Origin of the sequence: Streptomyces sp. NBC_01224 (assembly GCF_036002945.1) — a bacterium.
Taxonomy (GTDB): Bacteria; Actinomycetota; Actinomycetes; order Streptomycetales; family Streptomycetaceae; genus Streptomyces.
Genome location: NZ_CP108529.1, coordinates 4,660,312 through 4,680,438, shown reverse-complemented (window position 1 = coordinate 4,680,438; position 20,127 = coordinate 4,660,312). Strand labels below are relative to the sequence as shown.

The following is a 20,127-nucleotide window of genomic DNA, read 5'->3' as shown; positions in this document are numbered from 1 at the left end:
CGGCCGTCAACGGCTCAGCGGCTGGACCGCATCCCCTCGAAGGCCACCCGGACAAGCGTGTCCGCCAGCTGCTCCCCGTCGACACCACCGTCCGGTTGCGGCCGATACCACTCCACCAGAGAGTTGACCATCCCGAAGACCAGCCGTGTCACCAGCCGTATGTCCACGTCGGAGCGGAGATCGCCGTCCGCGACCGCCGCCCTGAGCAGATCGGTCACCCGGTGGTCGAACTCGCGCCGCCGCTCCATGGCCCAGCGCTCGGTCTTCGTATTGCCCCGTACGCGCAGCAGCAGCGTGACGTAGGGCAGTTCGGCTATCAGCACATCGACGGTACGACGGGTGACGTACTCGACCCGCTCGATCGCACGCCCCTGCGTCGCTCCCGGCTCGTCGAGGATTCCGAAGAGCCCGTCCAGCGCCCGGCTGACCGCACGGCGGAGCAGTTCCTCCTTGCCCGCGACATGGTGATAGATGGACGACTTGGAGATGCCCGCCGCCTTGGAGAGATGCTCCATGGACGTGCCGTCGTAGCCGCGCTCGTTGAAGACACGGACGGCGACGGTGAGCAGAGTCTCCGGGGTGTACGTGTCCCGCTTGGCCGTGGTCATGTCCGCGATCCTCCCCTACGAGTTGTCCACAGGTTTGGCGGGCCCCCTTGTCCCGACCGATCGTTCGGTTACTCTAACTCTGTCCGCCCTTCCCTGCCCAGCTCGATGAGGAGTTGGTCCGTCATGGCCGCCGAGCTCTCCCCGCACCTGCTGTCCGAGAAGCACCGCCCCACGCTCGACCAGGCCCTCGACGCGATCCGTACGCGCGCCTACTGGTCCCCGCATCCCGAGCATCCGAAGGCATACGGCGAGGGCGGCGCCCCCGGTAGCCTGAGCGCCGCCGAGGGCAAAGCGGCCTTCGACGCCGTGCTGCACACCCGGCTCGACCTCGGCCAGCCGGGCACCGACGGCTGGACGGGCAAAGAGACCTCTCCGTACGGACCGGAGCTCGGCGTCGAATATCCGCACGCCGACCTGGACGTCCTGCTGCCGGCGATGCGTACGGGAATGGCCGCCTGGCGTGCGGCGGGCCCCGAGACCAGGGCCCTGGTCTGTCTGGAAATCCTGGCGCGGATCAGTGCCAGGACCCATGAGTTCGGCCACGCCGTGATGCACACCAGCGGCCAGGCCTTCATGATGGCGTTCCAGGCGGGCGGCCCGCACGCCCAGGACCGCGGCCTGGAGGCGGTGGCGTACGCGTACGAGGAGCAGATCCGCACCCCACAGAGCGCCGACTGGTCCAAGCCGCAGGGCAAGCGCGACCCGCTCCAACTGCACAAGTCGTTCACCGCAGCACCCCGCGGCATCTCGCTCCTGATCGGCTGCAACACGTTCCCCACATGGAACGGCTATCCGGGCCTCTTCGCCTCCCTGGCCACCGGCAACCCCGTCCTGGTCAAGCCGCACCCGCGCGCCGTGCTTCCGCTCGCGCTCACGGTGCAGCTGGCCCGCGAGGTGCTCGTCGAGGCGGGCTTCGATCCCAACCTGGTAGCTCTGGCGGCCGAACGGCCGGGCGAAGGCATCGCGAAGACGCTGGCCGTCCGCCCCGAGATCAAGATCATCGACTACACCGGATCCACCGCCTTCGGCGACTGGCTGGAGGCCAACGCCCGCCAGGCCCAGGTCTATACGGAGAAGGCCGGAGTCAACACGATCGTCCTCGACTCCACCGACAACTACCAGGGCATGCTCGCCAACCTGGCGTTCTCCCTCTCGCTGTACAGCGGCCAGATGTGCACCACCCCGCAGAACCTGCTGATCCCCCGGGACGGCATCACGACCGATGCCGGCGACAAGACGTACGACGAAGTCGTCGACGACATCGCCACCGCTGTCAACGGACTGCTGGGCGACGACGCCCGGGCGAATGCACTGCTCGGCGCCCTGGTCAACCCGGATGTGAAGGCCCGCCTGGAGGCAGCCGTGGAGCTGGGCGAAGTCGCCCTGCCCTCCCGCGAGGTGACCAACCCGGAATTCCCCGGCGCCGTGGTCCGCACCCCCGTCATCGTCAAACTGGACGGCACCAAGCCCGACGACGAAGAGCACTACCTGTCGGAGTGCTTCGGACCGGTCTCCTTCGCAGTAGCGGTCGACTCGACAGACGACGCCGTGGAACTGCTCCGCCGCACGATCCGCGACAAGGGCGCGATGACGGTAGGCGCGTACACCACCTCACCGGAGGTGGAGCGCGCGGTGGAGGACGTCTGCCTGGATGAGTCGGCCCAGCTCTCGCTGAACCTGACCGGCGGGGTGTACGTCAACCAGACCGCGGCGTTCTCCGACTTCCACGGTTCGGGCGGCAACCCGGCAGCGAACGCGGCGCTGTGCGACGGAGCCTTCGTAGCAAGCCGATTCCGCATCGTGGAAGTCCGTCGCCAGGCGTAATCCTCCGTTCGTCCGCCCAGTCATCTTCCGGGCTCCCCAATCAGGAGCGGGCGTCCGGGGGCGGAGCCCCTGTTACGAGAAGGGGCGGGTGGGGGAACAAACCCGCCGCACGCCCACCCGCGCCTACGCCCACACCCGCCGCCCCGCCTACGTCAGAACGCCAGCCCTCCCCGGGGCCCGGGCCCGCCTCCCCGGGGCCCGGGCCCCTACTCCCGCCCCGCCCCCGAAATCTCCGCATACCGCTGCACCCACGCATGCATGGCGATCGCCGCCGCAGCCCCCGCATTGATCGACCGCGTCGACCCGAACTGCGCAATGGAGCACACCATCGCCGCGTGCTTTCGGGCCTCTTCCGTCAGCCCGGGCCCTTCCTGCCCGAAGAGCAGCACACACCGCCGCGGCAGCTCGGTCTGCTCCAGCGGCACCGCCCCCGGCAGATTGTCGATCCCGATGATCGGCAGCCCTTCCGCCGCCGCCCACTCGGTCAGCGATTCCGTGTCGGGGTGGTGCCGCACATGCTGGTACCGGTCGGTGACCATCGCACCGCGCCGGTTCCAGCGCCGCCGCCCCACAATGTGGATCTCCTTGGCCAGGAAGGCGTTCGCGGTGCGCACCACGGAGCCGATATTGAAGTCGTGGCCCCAGTTCTCGACCGCCACATGGAAGTCGTGCCGCCGCAGATCCAGATCGGCGACGATCGCCTCCCGTGTCCAGTACCGGTAGGCGTCGCCCACGTTGCGCCGGTCGCCGTGGGCAAGCAGCTCGGGGTCGTACCGTTCGTCCACGGGCCAGGGCAGCGGATGCGGCCCGACGCCGACCTCCGTCCCGAATCCGTCGTCGTACTGCATGGGTTCCGTCGCCGGCACGGATCCGACGGACGGTTCGCGTCCGAGCCCTCCGGACTCTTCGGTCAACGAATCCCCGCCGGTACTGCCGGTACTACCGGTGTTGCTACTGCTGCCGCTCTCACTACTCACCCGACGAGCGTATGGCCCCCGTCGCCACTGTGCTGCGGGGCCTCCTCGTCATCGACGGCTCGCCGCTGCCCCGGCACCTTGCCCCTGCGCGAGAACAGCAGTTCCCGCCCGAGGGTCACCCGGCCGCCGAGCCACACCAGGAAGACGGTCGGCAGGAAGACGGAGTCGGCGGCGATCATCGCCATCGAGAAGAACGGCAGCCCGAGCAGCAGGGCGATGCCGGCGTGCTCACACACCATGACGACGAGCAGGACGTTCTTGACCCGCCGGTTGAACAGGGTGAAGGGGAAGGCGACCTGCACGATGACCGTGCCGTACGTCAGCAGCATCACCATGACACCGCTGGACGCGAGGATGTCCGACAGCCCGGGCCAGGGCGTGAAGGCGTCGAGCTTGAGCGGGTAGTACAGCGCCGTGCCGTCCTGCCACCGCGAACCCTGGATCTTGTACCACCCTGCTGTCGCGTAGATCAGGCAGACCTCGGCCATGATCACGACGAGGGTCGCGTTGTGGGCGAGATTGGCGACGACATCCAGCAGGGTGCGCGCTTCGCTGTGGGGCGCGTAACGATTCACGGCCCACCAGGCACCCTGGCCGGCCCAGAGGACCCAGAAGAGAACCGGCAGCCACCAGGTGCCGCCGAGGCCATCTGTCACGGTGGCCACGGTCAGAACCAGGCCGAGTACCACCCAGAGAACCGGACCGGCCACATCCCCCAGCCCCGAACGCCGCGGAGCATCGTCTTCCGCATACGCATACGCATCCGTCACACGGCCCACACGCGCCGCGCGCGCCGCACGCCGTGCATCCAACGACCAGACCTGCCCGCAGCGCGTCAGCACGAGGTAGATCGCCATCAGATGGATGACATTGTCGCCGCCGTCGCCCATGAAAATGCTGCGGTTCTGCAGGGAGAGCACACCGGCCATGAAGAGGACCGACATGCCGCGGGTATGCCAGCCGACCATCAGCAGCGCGGCGGAGAGCAGAGCAACCGCGTACACGATCTCGAACCAGACCGTACTGTCCGACCACATGAGCGTGGTGAATGCCTGATTGCCCGATATGAGCTGCCGCGCCATGTCCCAGCGCCACGGGGCGTCGGGTCCGTACATCTCGTGGCGGTGCGGCAGTTCGCGCAGCAGGTACAGCAGATAGGTGGCGGAGAAACCGATTCGGATTACGGCGCTCTGGTACGGGCCCAGGGCCGAGGAAGTGATGCGCTGGACGGCGCGGGCGAGCTTGCGGTCGAAGGTGAACGTACTCACTTGTCCGCTCCCTTGGCGTTCTCGGGGAGGTCGGCGGGGGTCACGGTCCACCACGGCAGCACCCGGTATGACGGCTTCGTACTGATCTTTTCCTCGCTCCATCCGGGCGCCGCGATGGACCGCACCTCGGAACGGATCTGGATGCGCTCGACGGTGCCGCCGTAGTCGTGTTCGCCGAGGCGCCGCATCGCGATGCGGCGGATGTATTGCTCGGAGAGCTCACCGCGCAGGCCGTTCGCCCGGTTCTCGTTGTCATGGGAACCGACATAGAATTCCCAGCCGCGACGGAGCTCGTTCTGATGGATGTGGCTGGGGAGCAGATTGCCGCGTATCGCCTTGCCGTCCTCACCGGAGAGGCTCATCCAGGGGGTGGTGCGGCGGCCGTCGGCGCCGGCTATCTCGGCTCGTACATGAACGGCCACGTTCTGCTGAAGCGGGTTGGGGGCGAAGAGCTTCCAGTTCTGCTCGAACTCGGGATAGATCCAGTCGTCGACCGCTTCGCCGTGCTGCTTGGTCAGGGTGTTGGAGGGTGCGACATGCAGAAACACCATGGCCAGCTGAGCGCAGGCAACGAGCCCGATGACCGACAGTGCGATCGCGGCAACGATCTGGTACGGAAGTGACAGGGCAGCCATGCCGACACGGGGACCTTGACCCGCCCCCCGACCGGCGCCGGACGACGCGTCCTCGCGCTGCCCCGGCCCTGGCCCGGCGCTCCCGTTCCCACTCCCGACAGCCCTGTCGTCGTACGAATCCATCCCGCCCCGATCCCCGTCGATCCCCGGTGAGTTATCCACAGGGTTGACACCCTACGGGCCACCGACTCACCATTGAAGACATTGAACCGAACGATCGGTCGGTCGGTAGGGAGTCCGGGATGACGGCAGTGACTGCGGACCAGACAGCGCAGGCAGAGGCAGGCAGGCCTGAAGGGACGGGCGAGGCCCTGGAGGCGGCCTTCGATGCTGCGGTGGCGGCGGACGAGCGCATCGAGCCGCGCGACTGGATGCCGGATGCGTACCGTGCCTCACTGGTCAGGCAAATGGCCCAGCATGCCCATTCCGAAATCATCGGAATGCAGCCGGAGGCCAACTGGATCTCGCGAGCGCCCTCGCTGCGCCGCAAGGCGATCCTGATGGCCAAAGTGCAGGACGAGGCCGGACACGGGCTCTATCTGTACAGCGCCGCGGAGACCCTCGGCACCGGCCGCGAGGAGCTGCTGGACAAGCTCCACGCAGGCCGCCAGAGGTATTCATCGATCTTCAATTACCCCACGCTGACCTGGGCGGACGTCGGCGCGATCGGCTGGCTCGTGGACGGCGCCGCGATCACCAACCAGGTTCCGCTCTGTCGCTGCTCCTACGGCCCGTACGCCCGGGCGATGGTCCGTATCTGCAAGGAGGAGTCCTTCCACCAGCGTCAGGGTTACGAGCTGCTGCTCACCCTCAGCCGCGGCACCCCGGCACAGCACGAGATGGCGCAGGACGCGGTGAACCGCTGGTGGTGGCCGTCCCTGATGATGTTCGGCCCTCCGGATGACGCATCGGCCCACTCGGCGCAGTCGATGACCTGGAAGATCAAGCGGCACTCCAACGACGAGCTGCGGCAGCGCTTCGTGGACATCTGTGTCCCCCAGGCCGAGGCGCTGGGGCTCACCCTTCCGGACCCGGACCTCCGGTGGAACGAGAAGCGTGGACAGCACGACTTCGGGGCGATCGACTGGCAGGAGTTCCAGGAGGTCCTCAAGGGCAACGGCCCGTGCAACGAGCAGCGCCTCACCCAGCGCCGCCGGGCGCACGAGGAGGGCTCCTGGGTCCGGGACGCGGCGGTCGCGTATGCCGAGAAGCACACAGCAGTACGGAACGGGGAGGCAACAGCATGAGCAGTTCGACCGAATGGCCGCTGTGGGAGGTGTTCGTGCGTTCGCGGCGCGGGCTGTCCCACACCCACGCCGGCAGCCTGCACGCCCCGGACGCGGAAATGGCCCTGCGCAACGCGCGCGATCTGTACACGCGCCGTTCCGAGGGCGTCTCCATCTGGGTGGTCCCGTCCGCACAGGTCACGGCCTCCTCGCCCGACGAGAAGGACTCCTTCTTCGAGCCGGCCGGTGACAAGCCGTACCGGCACCCGACGTTCTACGAGATCCCGGAAGGGGTGAAGCACCTGTGACCGCGGCCCTCGCCCTGGGCGACGACGCATTGGTGCTCTCGCACCGGCTGGGGGAGTGGGCCGGCCATGCCCCCGTACTGGAAGAGGAAGTGGCCCTGGCCAACATCGCCCTGGACCTGTTGGGACAGGCACGGGTGCTGCTCTCCCTTGTCGGGGACGAGGACGAGCTGGCATATCTGCGCGAGGAGCGTGCCTTCCGCAACGTCCAACTGGTCGAGCAGCCGAACGGCGACTTCGCCCACACCATCGCCCGCCAGCTCTACTTCTCCACGTACCAGCGGCTGCTCCACGAGCAGCTGGCGGCCGGTGAAGGTCCATTCGCCGGGCTGGCGGCGAAGGCAGTCAAGGAGGTCGCCTACCACCAGGACCACGCGGAGCACTGGACGCTGCGGCTCGGCGACGGCACTGCAGAGAGCCATGAGCGGATGCAGCGCGGGGTCGACGCCCTGTGGCGGTTCACCGGCGAACTGTTCCAGCCCGTCGAGGGCGTGGAGATCGACTGGCAGTCGCTGAACAGCGGCTGGCTTGAGTCCGTCACCGCAGTGCTGCAGCAGGCCACGCTGACCGTACCGGCCGGCCCACAGTCCGGAGCATGGACGGCGGGCGCGGGACGGCAGGGCATCCACACCGAACCCTTCGGCCGGATGATCGCCGAGATGCAGCACCTGCATCGCAGCCACCCGGGGGCGTCATGGTGACCGAAACGCTCCTGGAGGAGGAGCTGTGCCGACTGGCAGGCTCCGTACCCGATCCCGAACTGCCCGTGCTGACCCTGGACGATCTGGGGGTGCTCCGGGGCGTGGACGTGGTGGCGCCCGGCAAGGTCACGGTACGCCTCACCCCGACCTACACCGGCTGCCCGGCGATCGAGGCAATGTCCGCCGACATCGAGCAGGTGCTGCACGACCACGGCATACCGGAAGTCTCCGTGGTCACCGTACTCTCGCCTGCCTGGTCCACGGACGACATCAGCGCGGAAGGGCGGCGCAAGCTGGCCGAGTTCGGCATCGCGCCCCCGCGCCCGCGCCCGCACAATGCAACGGCCCCCGCAGGCGGCCCAGTGCTGCTCACTCTCTCGGTCCGCTGCCCGCACTGCGGCTCGACCGATACGGAGCTGCTGAGCCGGTTCTCCTCCACCGCATGCAAGGCACTGCGCCGCTGTGTGACATGTCGCGAACCGTTCGACCACTTCAAGGAGTTGTAGATGTTCCATCCGCTCCGGGTCCGCGCGATCGAACGGCTCACGGACGATTCGGTGGCCGTCACCTTCGCCGTGCCACCCGAGCTGCGCGAGACCTTCCGCCACAAGCCCGGCCAGCACCTCAATGTGCGCTACAGCGTCGAAGGTGAAGAGATCCGCCGCTCGTACTCGATCTGTTCCCCAGCCACCGATGAACCGTCGGATCCGGCGCTACGGGTGGGCATTAGGCTCGTCGACGGCGGCGCGTTCTCCACGTACGCGCTAAAGGAACTCGCCGTCGGTGACCTGATCGAGTCGATGCCACCGATGGGCCGCTTCGTGCTCACGCCCCGTGCCGGACATTTCGCGGCGATCGTAGGGGGCAGCGGGATCACCCCGGTGCTGTCGATCGCGGCGACACTGCTGGCGCGGGAGCCCGACGCCAGTTTCTGTCTGATCCGCAGCGACCGGACGGCGGTCTCGACGATGTTCCTGGACGAGGTCGCCGACCTCAAAGACCGCTATCCGGACCGGTTCCAGCTGGTCACGGTGCTCTCCCGGGAGGAGCAGCAGGCAGGTCTCCCTTCCGGCCGGCTGGACGGGGACCGGCTCACCGAGCTGCTGCCCGCGCTGCTACCCGTGCCGGAGGTGGACGGCTGGTATCTGTGCGGGCCATTCGGGCTGGTACAGGCCGCCGAACGCGCGCTGCACGACCTGGGTGTCGACCGGACCCGCATCCACCAGGAGATCTTCCATGTGGACGACGGCCCGAACGCACCTGCCCGCACCCGGGCCGAAACGCCTGCTCACAGCAGCCTCACCGCGACCCTGGACGGCCGCTCCGGCACATGGCCGGTACAGGAGGGCGAATCGCTGCTGGAGACCGTGCTGCGCAGCCGCTCCGACGCACCGTACGCCTGCAAGGGCGGTGTGTGCGGGACCTGCCGGGCATTCCTGGTCTCGGGCGAGGTACGGATGGACCGCAATTTCGCGCTGGAACCCGAAGAGACGGGCGCCGGCTATGTGCTGGCGTGCCAGTCACATCCCGTCACTCCGGAGGTGGAGCTCGACTTCGACCGCTGACCGCGCCCCCTCCGTCTCCGCCCCCCTTCCTCCTGTTCCCTTCTCATAGAACCTGTTCTATCTTGACGATCCGTCAAGTCCGGGTACGGGAGCAGCGGTTCGCGGGAGGCCAGGGCAGTGGACTTCACCTTCACCGAGGAACAGCAGGCAGCCACTGAGGCAGCGAGAGCGGTCTTCTCGGGCGTTGCGCCCGACGGGGTACCCAGCCCCGCTCTCGTGCCGGGAGCGGTGGCCGAGGACATCGACCGGCCTCTGTGGGCCGGGCTCGCCGCAGGCGACCTGCTGGGTCTGACGCTGTCGCCGGAGCATGGCGGGGCCGGGCTCGATCCAGTCGCGCTCTGTCTGGTGCTGCGTGAGTCCGCCAGGGTACTTGCGCGGGTGCCGCTGCTGGAGACGTGCGCGGTCGCGATGGCGCTCCAGCGCTACGGCGACGCGGGGCTGGTCGCCGAGCTGCTGCCCGGGGTCGGCCGGGGCGAGCTGGTCCTCACCGTCGGGGCCAGCGGCCGCACCGGCCACGACCCGGCCGAGCTCGCCGTCACCGCCCGCCGGGAAGCCCCCGCGAGCAACCGGCTTGGCAAGGGTCTTGGCGACGGGCCTGGCAACGCCCCCGGCGACGCCGACGGTGATGCTGCGGGCTGGGTGCTCGACGGGGTGCAGTCAGGGGTGCCCTGGGCGCAGGCCGCGGACTGGATCGCGATTCCTGCCCACACGGGCGAGGGCCGGGCCGTTGTGGCCCTGATCCGGCCCACCCACGACGGCGTCACTCTGGCCGAGCAGGTCTCCACCAGCGGTGAGCTGTTCGCCGAGGTCCGGCTGGATTCGGTACGGATCGACAGCCGTGCGCTGATCGACACCGTCGGGGCCTGGGAGTGGTTGCGCGCCCTGCTCATCACCGGGACGTGCGCACTCGCGCTGGGTCTGGGCGAGGCTGTGCTGACCATGACGAGCGAATACACCGGCAAGCGCGAGCAGTTCGGCTTTCCCGTCGCGACCTTCCAGTCCGTCGCCGTACAGGCCGCGGACCGTTACATCGACCTGCGGGCCATGGAAGTGACGCTCTGGCAGGCGGCCTGGAGGATCTCCACCGGGGCCGGCGGTGCGCTGCCCGCTGAGGGCGACATTGCCGTGGCGAAGATCTGGGCGTCGGACGGTGTCCGCCGGGTCGTGCAGACGGCACAGCATCTGCACGGCGGCTTCGGCGCGGACACCGACTACCCACTGCACCGCTTCCATGCCTGGGCGAAGCAGATCGAGCTCTCCCTCGGCCCGGCGGCGGCACACGAGGAGGCACTGGGCGACCTACTGGCCGCGCACCTCCTCAGCTGATACCGGCCAGGCCCTCAAACAACACGTCGAGCGTCCGCTCGACACCCCAGCAGCCCGGCACTCCAGCAGCCGAGCGGCCCCGGTCTCAGAGCACGAAAGCCGGGTTGCCGTTGTCGGTGACCATGGGACGTCCGGCCCCGTCCCAGGCGAGCATCCCGCCATCGATGTTCACGGCGTCGATGCCCTGCTGCACCAGGTACTGGGTGACCTGGGCGGACCGGCCACCGACCCGGCACATCACATGCACGCGCCGACCGTCCTCGGCAGCTTCGGTCAGCTCACCGAAACGGCCCACGAAGTCACTCATCGGAATGTGCAGGGCGCCTGCGACATGCCCGGCCGCCCATTCGTCGTTCTCCCGGACGTCCAGCACAAAGCCGTCCGACGGAACCGCCGCGACATCCACCGAGGGCAGCGGGGCGAAATTCATGGGTCATGCCTTCTCTCGTACGTACGCTCCAGAGTCACCGGAAACGCTACTGCACCAGACCCGCCAGCTCCGCCTCACGCTGAGCGACCTCGCCCAGCAGCTGATCGGCGATCTCGTCGAGCAGCCGGTCCGGATCGTCGGGCGCCATCCGCAGCATGGCCCCGATCGCGCTCTCCTCGAGCTCCTGGGCGAGCACTGCCAGGAGTTCCTTGCGCTGGGTCAGCCAGTTCAGCCGGGCGTAGAGCTCCTCGCTCTCGCTGAGCTCCGCCTCCGGCACCACCGGCCCCGCCGCCCACTCCTGCGCCAGCTCCATCAGCAGCGCCTCGTCCCCACGCCCATAAGCAGCGTTGACGCGGGTGATGAATTCCTCCCGGCGTGCCCGCTCCGTCTCGTCCTGCGCCAGGTCCGGGTGGGCCTTGCGCGCCAGCTCGCGGTAGAGCTTGCGCGCCTCCTCGGTCGGCCGGACCCGCTTGGGCGGCCGGACCGGCTGCTCGGTCAGCATCGCCGCCGCCTCGGGGGACAGCCCGTCGGAGTCGATCCAGTCGTGGAACAGCTCGTCGACGCCCGGCATCGGCATCACGATCGCCCGGGCCTCCTGCGCCTTGCGAAGGTCTTCGGGGTCACCGGTCCTGGCGGCCTGGGCCTCCGCGATCTGCGCATCGAGCTCATCGAGTCGGGCGTACATCGGCCCGAGCTTCTGATGGTGCAACCGGGAGAAGTTCTCGACCTCGACCCGGAAGGTCTCCACCGCGATCTCGAACTCGATCAGCGCCTGCTCCGCCACCCGCACAGCCTTGGCAAGCCGAGCCTCGGGCCGAGCTCCCTCAGCAGTTCCGTCGGCAGCCCCGCCAGGCCCGCCGTCAGTCCCAGCGGCAGCGTCGACCTCGGCACCTGCACTGGCCTCGGCACCGGCCGACCCTCCGTGCTGCGCATCCTGCTCGTACTGCTCGTGCTGCCGGTCGTTTTCCTGCCGGTCATCGTCGTTCCGGGTGGTCGGCACCCCGGCGGCTTCGTGGGTCACCCGTCCAGCGTATGGCCACCGTCCACGCCCCGAGGACGCGCGGTCGACTCAATGCCCCCTCACACGCCCAGTTCGGCGGCTATCCGCCCCGAACCGATGGCCCGCACCAGCTCCACGTGGTCCGCTTCAGTACGGTCCGCGTACGTCACCGCGAACGCCGCCACCGCCTCGTCCAGCTCCTCGTTCTTGCCGCAGTAGCCCGCGATCAGTCGCGGGTCGGCGCTGTGCGCATGGGCCCGAGCCAATAGCGCCCCGGTCATCCGGCCGTAGTCGTCGACCTGGTCGGCTGCCAATGCTGCCGGGTCCACACTGCCCTTGCGGTTCCTGAACTGCCGCACCTGGAACGGGCGCCCGTCGACGGTGGCCCAACCCAAAAGAATGTCGCTGACGACCTGCATCCGCTTCTGCCCGAGCACCACCCGGCGCCCCTCGTGCGCCACCGCCGGCACATCGAAGCCGACAGCCGGGAGGTACGGCGCCATCACGGAGGGCCGCGCCTCCTTCACCTGCAGCACCAAGGGCTCGCCACGATGATCGAGCAGGAGCACCACGTACGACCGGGTGCCGACGCTCCCCGTGCCGACCACCCGGAACGCCACGTCGTGGATCGCGTATCTGGCGAGGAGCGGTACACGGTCATCCGAGATCGTGCCCAGATAGTCGCCGAGTCCCGCCGCCACCGCCGCGGCTTCCTCGTCCGGCACCCGCCGCAGCACCGGCGGCGCGTCTATGAAACGGCGTCCACCGTCCCCGGAATCCTCGGTGGACTTGGCCGCGAAGCGGGCGCTGGTGTTGTTACGGGCCTTCTCCGATACCCGCTCCAGGGTGCCGAGCAGATCCCGCGCATCCGTGTGCGAGACCAACTCCTCGTCCGCGATGGCGTTCCAAGCATCGAGCGCGGGCAATTTGGCCAGCAGCCGCATCGTCCGCCGGTATGCGCCCACCGTGTCGTATGCGCCCTGGCGGCAGGTGTCCTCGTCCGCCCCGGCCTCACGCCCGGCGAGCACGAGCGAGGTGGCGAGGCGCTTGAGGTCCCATTCCCAGGGGCCGAACACGGTCTCGTCAAAATCGTTCAGATCGATGACCAGGCTGCCCCGCGCATCGCCGTACAGCCCGAAATTGGCCGCGTGCGCATCGCCGCAGAGCTGGGCGCCCACCCCGCTGACCGGCGTGCCCACCAGGTCATGGGCCATCAGCCCGGCCGAGCCACGCAGAAACGCGAACGGTGTGGCGGCCATCCGCCCCACCCGGATCGGGGCGAGACCGGGCACCCTGCCCCGGCTCGACTCCTCGACCGCCTGCACGGCATCGGGCCGCCCGGCCGGAAGGTCAAGGCCGGAGTGAGAGGCCCTGGGCACCCTCTCCCGCAGCGCCTTGCCCGCCTCCCTGGGCGACTGCGGCGCGCTCTTGCTCGCCGCAGTCGTCCGACGCGACGCAAATCCGGGCACGACCGGAATGCGCGGATCAACTGTCACAGCCCGCTGAACCGGCACTGTCGCATCGATTTCGCCCATGGCGCGCAGCCTCCCCCGCCTTCGCCCCTGCGCTCCTGGCCCCATGCCCTGTCGCAGATCAATTGCGACGAAGGTACCGCCGTCCACCGAAGGCCGTCTGCCCCTGTGGAAAACTCGCCTCACGGCCTGTGGAAAACATTCTGTCCTGGTCAGACGCCGATGGCCGCCTCTTCCAGTTCTTCCTCCAGCTCTTCCTCGTCGTCCGCTCGGTCCGGGCTTCCGCCTTGACGTGCCGCCCCCGTCCCTGTGCTCCCCCGGCCTCGGCGGACCCGACGACGGCGCCGGCCTGAGCCGTCTCCACGGCGGCCCTCCGCCGCTTCGCCTCGGCCAGCCCCGCCGCACCCATCACTGCCAGGCCCACCACGAACCAGAGCGCGAGCACCAGCACATGCCGGCCGAGCGCGTGTCCGCCGAAGTACACGTGGCTGCGTACACCCTCGACGAAGCCCGCACCGTTCCAGAAGGAGTGCAGCGCACCGAAGAAGCCGGGCTGCAACTCGGGCCGGAAGATGCCGCCGGAGCTGGTGAAGTTGAGCATCACGAAGAGCACCATCACGCCGAGCGTCGTCCACCGCTTGAGGAAGGTGTGCAGTCCGACGCCGATCAGCAGAATGCCCAGCGAGTAGAGCCAGGCCATCGCCCAGAGACCGCCGAGCCCATGGTCCACGAGACCGAACAGCGGACCGGCGAAGATCACTCCGATCACGCTCACCGCCAGGGACGCGGCAACCGTCAGAGCGGCCCTGATCCGCAGCGCCAGCACCGCGCCCGCACCACCGATCACCGCGACCGATGCGTACGAGCCGATACTCACCGCGACCAGCAGGAAGAAGATGCCCTGACCGGTCGGATCGCCGTCAGCAGTCGGTGCCGTGTCCGTCACCTTCAGCGGGTCCCCCTCCGCGGCCGCAACCTTGGTGAAGACCTTCTCGACCACCGTGGCGCTGGTGTCGGAGGACGCGCTGGCCACCAACAGCTCGGGGTGCTTCCCCGGCAGGTAGGCACCGTAACTCGCCTGCGTCCTGAGGTGGTTCACAGCCGTCGCACGATCGGGGACCGTGCGCACACTCAGCGCCCCGTCCCCCTTGTCCTGCAGCGTCTGCGCGAGCACCTGCGCTCTCGGCCCCGACCCGACCACGTCCACCCGCAGATCGTGCGGCTCGGGGGCGTGGAACGCCCCGAGGTAGGCGAGCCCCATGCCGATGCACATCAGTAGCGGCGTGACGAGATGGCTCAGCACATGACGCAGAGCGGCGGCGGTGGAGCCGGCGGCGGCGCTCGGGCCTGACGACATTCGGAACACTCCAATAGTTGCCTTTTACAACTCTTAACTCGTTGTACTATACAACTGGAATTCCGAGGAAGGCGAAGAGGAAGGCGAAGCAGTGCCAGGCACCCCCGGAGAACGCCAGGAATCACTGGATGTCATCCAGCGCGAACTGACCGCCTTCGCGCGCCGCGCGCGCGCCGCGGCGGCCCGCCTCCATCCAGAGCTGCCTCTGGTCTCGTACACACTGCTGGCACACATCGACGATCGACACGGCTGCCGCGCAACGGATCTGGCCGCGCACTACATGCTGGACAAATCGACGGTCAGCCGACAGATCGGCGCCCTGGAGAAACTGGGACTGGTCGAGCGACACCCGGACCCGGACGACCACCGCATCCAGGTGCTGCACCCCACCGAGGCCGGAACCCAGGCGCTCGCATCGACACAGGCCAGCCGCCGCTCCGCCTACCAGGAGCGCCTCGCGGACTGGACGGCGGACGACCTCGCCGGCTTCGCGGAGTACCTGCTGCGCTACAACGCGGCGGGCGACCCGAGCACGACCTCCCCGCAGACACCGAAGGTCTGACCCGGCAGAACATCCTGCGGCCCACTACAACCAGCGCGACGGCCAGGACGCATCCTCAGCCCCCAGCATCCGGCACGCGTCAGCAGGGGCCGTCGGAGGTCAGGTACGTCTTCGACCAGTGAGCCAGCTCCTTGAGCGCGGGCTCCATCGCGGCGCCGGCCCGGGTCAAGCGGTACGAGACCCGCAGGGGTGGCCCCTCGTCGACCTCGCGGACAACCAGCCCGGCCGCACCCAGCTCGGAAAGCCGGTCCGAGAGCATGCGTTCACTGATGCCCGGAATCGCCCGCCGCAGATCCGCGAAGTGCACCGGCTGCTGCATCAGCACCGAGACGATCGGCCCCGTCCAACGCTTCCCGAACAGCTCGAAGACGCGGGTGATGCCCACATCGACCCGCTGACACGCCTGCTCGCTGTGCTCCGCCATACGCCCAGGGTACTGCGCCACAGTGTGGAACTTACGAATAGTAAGTACCTATGTCATTACTAGGTACGAACGAAAATAAGGCCTGCCACATCGGCCCGCCGCCATCCCTAGATAGCCGTCATCCCTAGATATCCGTGGAGACCCCCATGGCCACACTTCTGCACCTCGATTCCGCCGTCTTCCCCGAGGGTTCCGCGTCGCGCGATGTCAGTGCCGCCTTTGTGCAGGCCTGGCGTGAACAGCACCCCGACGGACAGGTTGTCTACCGCGATCTCGCCGCCGCCCCGCTGCCCCACCTGGACGCAGCGGCCGTCGCCGCCGGCGCCGAGGACCCGCTGCGCCGCGAGCTCGCAGACGAGCTGACAGCGGCGGACGCCGTTCTGATCGGCGCTCCGATGTACAACTTCAGCATTCCGTCCACACTGAAGGCCTGGCTCGACCAGGTGATCATCGTCGGCCACAACGCGGGCCCGGACAGCCCCGTGACGGGCACCCCGATCACCGTCGTCGCCAGCCGCGGTGGCTCGTACGCCTCCGGCACCCCGCGCGAGGACGCCGAGTTCGTCCAGAACTACCTGGAGAAGCTGCTGACGAGCATGTTCGGCGCCGAGGTCGACTTCATCGTCCCGGAACTGACACTGGCCCGGTCCCAGCCCTCGATGGCCGAGCTCATTCCGCTCGCCGACGCCTCCCGCGCCCAGGCGTTCACTGCGGCTGCAGAGAAGGCCAAGGCCCTCGCTGCCCGCCTCGCAGCCTGAGTCGTACGACACAGAGCCGATCAGGGCCGACGGGAGCCGGGACTTGAACAGCAGCCCGCGGAGGTCAAGACTCCGCGGGCTGTGGAGGCTCCCCCTCGACGCCCCCACAAGCCCCGCTAAGCCCACGAACCCCGAAAGCCCCATGTCACCACAGGGCGCCCCGAATCCGGCGTTTCACGTGAAACAAAACCCGGGAACGAAGAAGCCCCACAGACCGTTGGCCTGTGGGGCTTCTCTCTTGTGCGCGAGGGGGGATTTGAACCCCCACGTCCCTAAGGACACTGGCACCTGAAGCCAGCGCGTCTGCCGTTCCGCCACTCGCGCAAGAGTGGTGTTTCCAGACTCTCTCACCGTTTGGTGCGAGCGCCTGGCGACATCCGGAAGATTAGCACGCTGGACAGGGTGGATTCACATCCGTTGTTTCACCGAACGCCTGGCGGGAACCGGGAACGCCGTGCGGCCGCCCCCACTCCTCCTCAGTGCACCCTGGGTGCGGGACACTGTCAGGAGGCCGCCTCTACGATCCGTGTGAGAGGTGACACTCATCCACAGGGCAGACAAGGGGAACCAGCCGATTTCCCCACGCGTGGATACGATCAGTAAGCAGTACAGGGACGACTACAACGGAGGAGGTGCCCCATGGGAGTCATGAAGCGTTTCGAGCAGCGTCTCGAAGGTCTGGTCAATGGCACCTTCGCCAAGGTCTTCAAGTCCGAGGTCCAGCCGGTCGAGATCGCGGGAGCCCTCCAGCGCGAGTGCGACAACAACGCAACCATCTGGAACCGTGAGCGGACCGTCGTCCCCAACGACTTCATCGTCGAGCTCAGCACCCCGGACTACGAGCGACTCAGCCCGTACTCCGGCCAGTTGGGCGACGAACTCTCCGGCCTGGTCCGCGACTACGCCAAGCAGCAGCGTTACACCTTCATGGGCCCCATCAAGGTCCACCTCGAGAAGGCCGACGACCTCGACACCGGGCTCTACCGTGTGCGCAGCCGCACCCTGGCGTCGAGTTCGTCACAGCAGCAGGACCCCCAGGGCCGGCAAGGACTGCAAAGCCCCCCGGGACAGCACGGCCAGCCTCCTTACCCGGGCGCGGGGCGGCCTGCACAGCCCACCGGAGGCTACGGCTACCCGCCCAGCTCCGCCCCGCCCATGCCCGCGGCCCCGCCGCCGGGCGCGGGCAGGCCCGGAGCGCCCAGTAGCGACCGGCACCCGCCGGCCGGACCCAGCCCCCTGCCGAACGCGCAGGTGCGGCGCTGGATCGAGATCAACGGCACCCGCCATCAGATCTCCCGCCCGACGCTGGTGCTGGGACGCAGCACCGACGCCGACGTGCGGATCGACGACCCCGGCGTATCGCGTCGGCACTGTGAGATCCGGACCGGAACGCCCTCGACGATCCAGGATCTCGGGTCTACCAACGGCATCGTGGTAGACGGGCAGCACACAACCCGCGCTACGCTCCGCGACGGCTCGCGGATCGTCGTGGGCAGCACCACCATCGTTTACCGGCAAGCCGAAGGGTGAAGCGGGGGCAATGTCAGAGCTGACCCTGACGGTCATGCGGCTAGGTTTCCTGGCTGTTCTGTGGCTGTTCGTGATCGTGGCCGTCCAGGTCATCCGCAGCGACCTGTTCGGAACGCGCGTCACGCAGCGCGGCTCACGCCGCACTGCGACCGACGCACGGCCGCCACAGGCACGCCAGAATGCCGCGGCACCGCCGCAGCAACGTCAACAGCCCGGCCGTCAGCGCCGGGGGGCACCCACAAAGCTGGTCGTCTCCGAGGGCACACTCACCGGCACCACGGTGGCGCTCCAGGGGCAGACCATCACGCTGGGCCGTGCCCACGACTCAACGATCGTCCTGGACGACGACTACGCGTCCAGCAGGCATGCCAGGATCTACCCCGACCGTGACGGCCAGTGGATCGTCGAGGATCTCGGGTCCACCAACGGCACATATCTCGACCGGACCCGACTCACCACCCCGACACCTGTTCCGCTGGGCGCGCCGATCCGGATCGGCAAGACCGTCATCGAGCTGCGGAAGTAGTACGACAATGAGCGAGCGGAGCGAGCGAGCCGCGGCGGTCCGGGCAACGGACCCGGCCCGGCTCCCGACCGGAGGGTGGGCAGTGTGGCTCGAGACCGGCTGTACCCCGAGCCGACGGGAGAGGTGCGCATGAGTCTTTCCCTGCGCTTCGCCGCCGGATCGCACAAGGGCATGATCCGGGAAGGGAACGAGGACTCCGGCTACGCCGGTCCGCGCCTTCTCGCCATCGCCGACGGCATGGGTGGCCAGGCAGCCGGCGAGGTCGCCAGCTCCGAGGTGATCTCCACGCTCGTCCAGCTCGACGACGACGTCCCGGGTTCGGACATCCTCACCTCGCTCGGTACGGCGGTCCAGCGGGCCAACGACCAACTGCGCATGATGGTCGAGGAGGACCCCCAGCTGGAGGGCATGGGCACCACGCTCACCGCCCTGCTCTGGACCGGCCAGCGCCTCGGCCTCGTCCACGTCGGCGACTCCCGCGCGTACCTGCTGCGCGACGGCGTGCTCACCCAGATCACCCAGGATCACACCTGGGTGCAGCGGCTGGTCGACGAGGGCCGGATCACCGAGGAAGAGGCCACCACCCACCCTCAGCGCGCCCTTCTGATGCGTGCCCTGGGCAGTGGCGACCACGTCGAACCCGATCTCTCCATTCGTGAGGTCCGGGTCGGCGACCGCTATCTGATCTGCTCCGACGGGCTCTCCGGCGTCGTCTCCCACCAGACCATGGAAGAGACCCTTGCCAGTTACCAGGGCCCCCAGGAGACCATCCAGGAGCTGATCCAGCTCGCCCTGCGCGGCGGCGGCCCGGACAACATCACCTGCATCGTCGCCGACGTCCTCGACGTCGACAGCAATGACACCCTGGCCGGACAGCTCAACGACACCCCGGTCATCGTCGGCGCGGTCGCCGAGAACCAGGCTGCCCAGCTGAACGACGGCAGCGCCATGCAGACCCCCGCCGGACGCGCGGCCGGCCTCGGCCGCCCCGTCCCGCCGCCCGCAGGCGGCTTCGGTCCGCCCGGAAGCGGTGACGGCGTCGGCTACGGCGAAATGTCTGACGACTCCTTCGACGCGTACACCGACGACGACTTCATCAAGCCCGGCGGCGGCCATAAGTGGCTCAAGAGGTCCTTCTACGTCGTGCTCGCGCTCGCTGTCGTCGGCGGCGGTCTCTACGGCGGCTACCGCTGGACCCAGAACCAGTTCTATGTCGGCGCGAAGAACGAACATGTCGCGCTGTTCCGAGGCATCAACCAGGACCTGGCCTGGGTCTCGCTCTCGAAGGTCGAGAAGGACCACCCCGAGATCGAACTCAAGTACCTCCCGCCCTACCAGCGCAAGCAGGTCGAGGCAACCATCGCCGAAGGCAACCTCACCGCCGCACGCGAGAAGGTCGGCGAGCTCGCTGTCCAGGCATCCGCCTGCAAGAAGGACGCCCAGCGACGCGCGGCCGAGAAAGCCCGCTCCGACGAGAGCCAAGCCGGTGGTACGGGCTCGGACGTCACCAAGACGTCGGCCACTTCCGGTGCCACCAAGACCAAGCCGACCGCAACTCCCACTCCTGGTCCCAGCCTCTCGGAGGAAGAGAAAAAGCTGGTCCCGCAGTGCGGTAAGCAGTAAAGCCGTAGGG

21 protein-coding genes and 1 tRNA gene are annotated in these 20,127 nt (G+C 68.4%); 12 read left to right on the top strand and 10 right to left on the bottom strand.

What is annotated here, in order from left to right:
- Positions 1-14: 14 nt before the first annotated feature.
- Positions 15-608, bottom strand: coding sequence for a TetR/AcrR family transcriptional regulator (locus OG609_RS20840; protein ID WP_327274190.1), 594 nt, complete (start codon positions 606-608; stop codon positions 15-17).
- Positions 609-731: 123 nt separating this feature from the next.
- Between OG609_RS20840 and paaN the strand changes: the two genes are divergently transcribed.
- On the top strand, positions 732-2,432 hold the full coding sequence (gene paaN / locus OG609_RS20835; RefSeq protein WP_327274189.1) for a phenylacetic acid degradation protein PaaN: 1,701 nt from the start codon (positions 732-734) through the stop codon (positions 2,430-2,432).
- 206 nt (positions 2,433-2,638) lie between these two features.
- Here paaN and OG609_RS20830 read toward each other — a convergent pair whose 3' ends face one another.
- The 3 genes from OG609_RS20830 to OG609_RS20820 form a co-directional block, all read right to left on the bottom strand.
- A complete protein-coding gene (locus tag OG609_RS20830; protein WP_327278122.1) occupies positions 2,639-3,280 on the bottom strand; it encodes a TrmH family RNA methyltransferase in 642 nt (213 codons plus the stop codon).
- A gap of 125 nt (positions 3,281-3,405) precedes the next feature.
- Entirely contained in the window at positions 3,406-4,677 is a 1,272-nt protein-coding gene (locus OG609_RS20825; protein WP_442817985.1) for an HTTM domain-containing protein, read from the bottom strand.
- Positions 4,674-5,435, bottom strand: coding sequence for a DUF5819 family protein (locus tag OG609_RS20820; protein ID WP_327274187.1), 762 nt, complete (start codon positions 5,433-5,435; stop codon positions 4,674-4,676). Before OG609_RS20820 ends, OG609_RS20825 begins: the two co-directional genes overlap by 4 nt.
- Positions 5,436-5,554: 119 nt before the next feature.
- Between OG609_RS20820 and paaA the strand changes: the two genes are divergently transcribed.
- The 6 genes from paaA (at position 5,555) to OG609_RS20790 (ending at position 10,435) form a co-directional block, all read left to right on the top strand.
- Complete coding sequence (gene paaA / locus OG609_RS20815; RefSeq protein ID WP_327274186.1) at positions 5,555-6,559, top strand: 1,2-phenylacetyl-CoA epoxidase subunit PaaA; 1,005 nt, start codon at positions 5,555-5,557, stop codon at positions 6,557-6,559.
- Positions 6,556-6,846 (top strand): 1,2-phenylacetyl-CoA epoxidase subunit PaaB, encoded by a 291-nt coding sequence (gene paaB, locus OG609_RS20810; RefSeq protein WP_093548044.1) that lies wholly within the window; start codon positions 6,556-6,558, stop codon positions 6,844-6,846. The genes paaA and paaB overlap by 4 nt, the downstream gene beginning before the upstream one ends.
- A complete protein-coding gene (paaC, locus tag OG609_RS20805) occupies positions 6,843-7,544 on the top strand; it encodes a 1,2-phenylacetyl-CoA epoxidase subunit PaaC (protein WP_327274185.1) in 702 nt (233 codons plus the stop codon). Before paaB ends, paaC begins: the two co-directional genes overlap by 4 nt.
- Positions 7,538-8,050 carry a 1,2-phenylacetyl-CoA epoxidase subunit PaaD gene (paaD, locus tag OG609_RS20800; protein ID WP_327274184.1) on the top strand — a complete coding sequence of 171 codons (513 nt, stop codon included), beginning with the start codon at positions 7,538-7,540 and terminating at the stop codon, positions 8,048-8,050. The genes paaC and paaD overlap by 7 nt, the downstream gene beginning before the upstream one ends.
- Positions 8,051-9,109, top strand: a complete 1,059-nt coding sequence (locus OG609_RS20795) for a 2Fe-2S iron-sulfur cluster-binding protein (protein ID WP_327274183.1) — start codon at positions 8,051-8,053, stop codon at positions 9,107-9,109.
- A gap of 117 nt (positions 9,110-9,226) precedes the next feature.
- Positions 9,227-10,435 carry an acyl-CoA dehydrogenase family protein gene (locus OG609_RS20790; protein WP_327274182.1) on the top strand — a complete coding sequence of 403 codons (1,209 nt, stop codon included), beginning with the start codon at positions 9,227-9,229 and terminating at the stop codon, positions 10,433-10,435.
- 85 nt (positions 10,436-10,520) lie between these two features.
- Here OG609_RS20790 and OG609_RS20785 read toward each other — a convergent pair whose 3' ends face one another.
- The 4 genes from OG609_RS20785 to OG609_RS20770 are packed head-to-tail and all read right to left on the bottom strand — an operon-like array spanning position 10,521 to position 14,694.
- Positions 10,521-10,865 (bottom strand): rhodanese-like domain-containing protein, encoded by a 345-nt coding sequence (locus tag OG609_RS20785; protein ID WP_266359861.1) that lies wholly within the window; start codon positions 10,863-10,865, stop codon positions 10,521-10,523.
- Between the two features lie 46 nt (positions 10,866-10,911).
- Positions 10,912-11,886 (bottom strand): J domain-containing protein, encoded by a 975-nt coding sequence (locus OG609_RS20780; RefSeq protein WP_327274181.1) that lies wholly within the window; start codon positions 11,884-11,886, stop codon positions 10,912-10,914.
- Positions 11,887-11,945: 59 nt separating this feature from the next.
- Positions 11,946-13,400: a DUF2252 domain-containing protein gene (locus OG609_RS20775; RefSeq protein ID WP_327274179.1), complete on the bottom strand. Its 1,455-nt coding sequence runs from the start codon at positions 13,398-13,400 to the stop codon at positions 11,946-11,948.
- A 58-nt stretch (positions 13,401-13,458) separates the two neighbouring features.
- Positions 13,459-14,694, bottom strand: coding sequence for a hypothetical protein (locus OG609_RS20770; RefSeq protein ID WP_327274178.1), 1,236 nt, complete (start codon positions 14,692-14,694; stop codon positions 13,459-13,461).
- A gap of 91 nt (positions 14,695-14,785) precedes the next feature.
- On the opposite strand from OG609_RS20770, the gene OG609_RS20765 reads away from it, so the two are divergent.
- Positions 14,786-15,256, top strand: a complete 471-nt coding sequence (locus tag OG609_RS20765) for a MarR family winged helix-turn-helix transcriptional regulator (RefSeq protein ID WP_327274177.1) — start codon at positions 14,786-14,788, stop codon at positions 15,254-15,256.
- A 79-nt stretch (positions 15,257-15,335) separates the two neighbouring features.
- Here OG609_RS20765 and OG609_RS20760 read toward each other — a convergent pair whose 3' ends face one another.
- Positions 15,336-15,680 (bottom strand): winged helix-turn-helix transcriptional regulator, encoded by a 345-nt coding sequence (locus OG609_RS20760; RefSeq protein ID WP_327274176.1) that lies wholly within the window; start codon positions 15,678-15,680, stop codon positions 15,336-15,338.
- A 146-nt stretch (positions 15,681-15,826) separates the two neighbouring features.
- Here OG609_RS20760 and OG609_RS20755 point away from each other — a divergent pair, with 146 nt between their 5' ends.
- On the top strand, positions 15,827-16,438 hold the full coding sequence (locus OG609_RS20755; protein WP_327274175.1) for an FMN-dependent NADH-azoreductase: 612 nt from the start codon (positions 15,827-15,829) through the stop codon (positions 16,436-16,438).
- A gap of 241 nt (positions 16,439-16,679) precedes the next feature.
- On the opposite strand, the gene OG609_RS20750 is transcribed toward OG609_RS20755, so the two are convergent.
- Positions 16,680-16,762: transfer RNA gene (locus OG609_RS20750), tRNA-Leu, on the bottom strand.
- A 315-nt stretch (positions 16,763-17,077) separates the two neighbouring features.
- Here OG609_RS20750 and OG609_RS20745 point away from each other — a divergent pair.
- The 3 genes from OG609_RS20745 (at position 17,078) to OG609_RS20735 (ending at position 20,117) form a co-directional block, all read left to right on the top strand.
- The gene (locus OG609_RS20745; protein WP_327274174.1) at positions 17,078-17,968 is read left to right on the top strand and encodes a DUF3662 and FHA domain-containing protein; all 891 of its coding nucleotides are present in this window, start codon (positions 17,078-17,080) and stop codon (positions 17,966-17,968) included.
- A gap of 10 nt (positions 17,969-17,978) precedes the next feature.
- Positions 17,979-18,494, top strand: coding sequence for an FHA domain-containing protein FhaB/FipA (locus OG609_RS20740; protein ID WP_093895021.1), 516 nt, complete (start codon positions 17,979-17,981; stop codon positions 18,492-18,494).
- Between the two features lie 129 nt (positions 18,495-18,623).
- On the top strand, positions 18,624-20,117 hold the full coding sequence (locus OG609_RS20735; protein ID WP_327274173.1) for a Stp1/IreP family PP2C-type Ser/Thr phosphatase: 1,494 nt from the start codon (positions 18,624-18,626) through the stop codon (positions 20,115-20,117).
- Positions 20,118-20,127: the final 10 nt, after the last annotated feature.